The organism is Bacillus cereus group sp. N14 (assembly GCF_016483555.1).
GTDB lineage: Bacteria > Bacillota > Bacilli > Bacillales > Bacillaceae_G > Bacillus_A > Bacillus_A wiedmannii.
On sequence record NZ_JAEHBQ010000079.1, the window covers coordinates 1 to 296 of the forward strand.

A 296-nucleotide genomic window follows, 5' to 3' on the forward strand; every position below is an offset into this window, starting at 1 on the left:
CTATTGAACAAATTGAGGAAGTTGAAGATTCGGAAGAGCATCCGAATATTAGGAAGCTAATTCAAAGAATTGAAAATGCTCATTCTACTGAAGATTATTCAGGTGTTTTACATGCTAGTGCGTCAGTATTTGAAACTTTAGCAAAAGATGTAGTTGGTTTAGCAACTGTGGAAAATCAGACTCTTGGGGGTTTCTTTGGAGGTTACCGTAACCGCTCAAATCTTCCAGAGCCTGTATTAGATTTTGTACTTGAAATATACAACAGAAGAAACGCAGAACCGTTGGCTGGTCATGGG

The 296-nt window shown here is 38.5% G+C and carries 1 protein-coding gene; it reads left to right on the forward strand.

Annotated elements, in window-relative coordinates; all coding sequences use genetic code 11:
• Positions 1 to 296 (forward strand): SNARE domain-containing protein (locus tag JDS82_RS29155; RefSeq protein ID WP_472926247.1); only part of this gene is annotated, 296 nt, incomplete at both ends.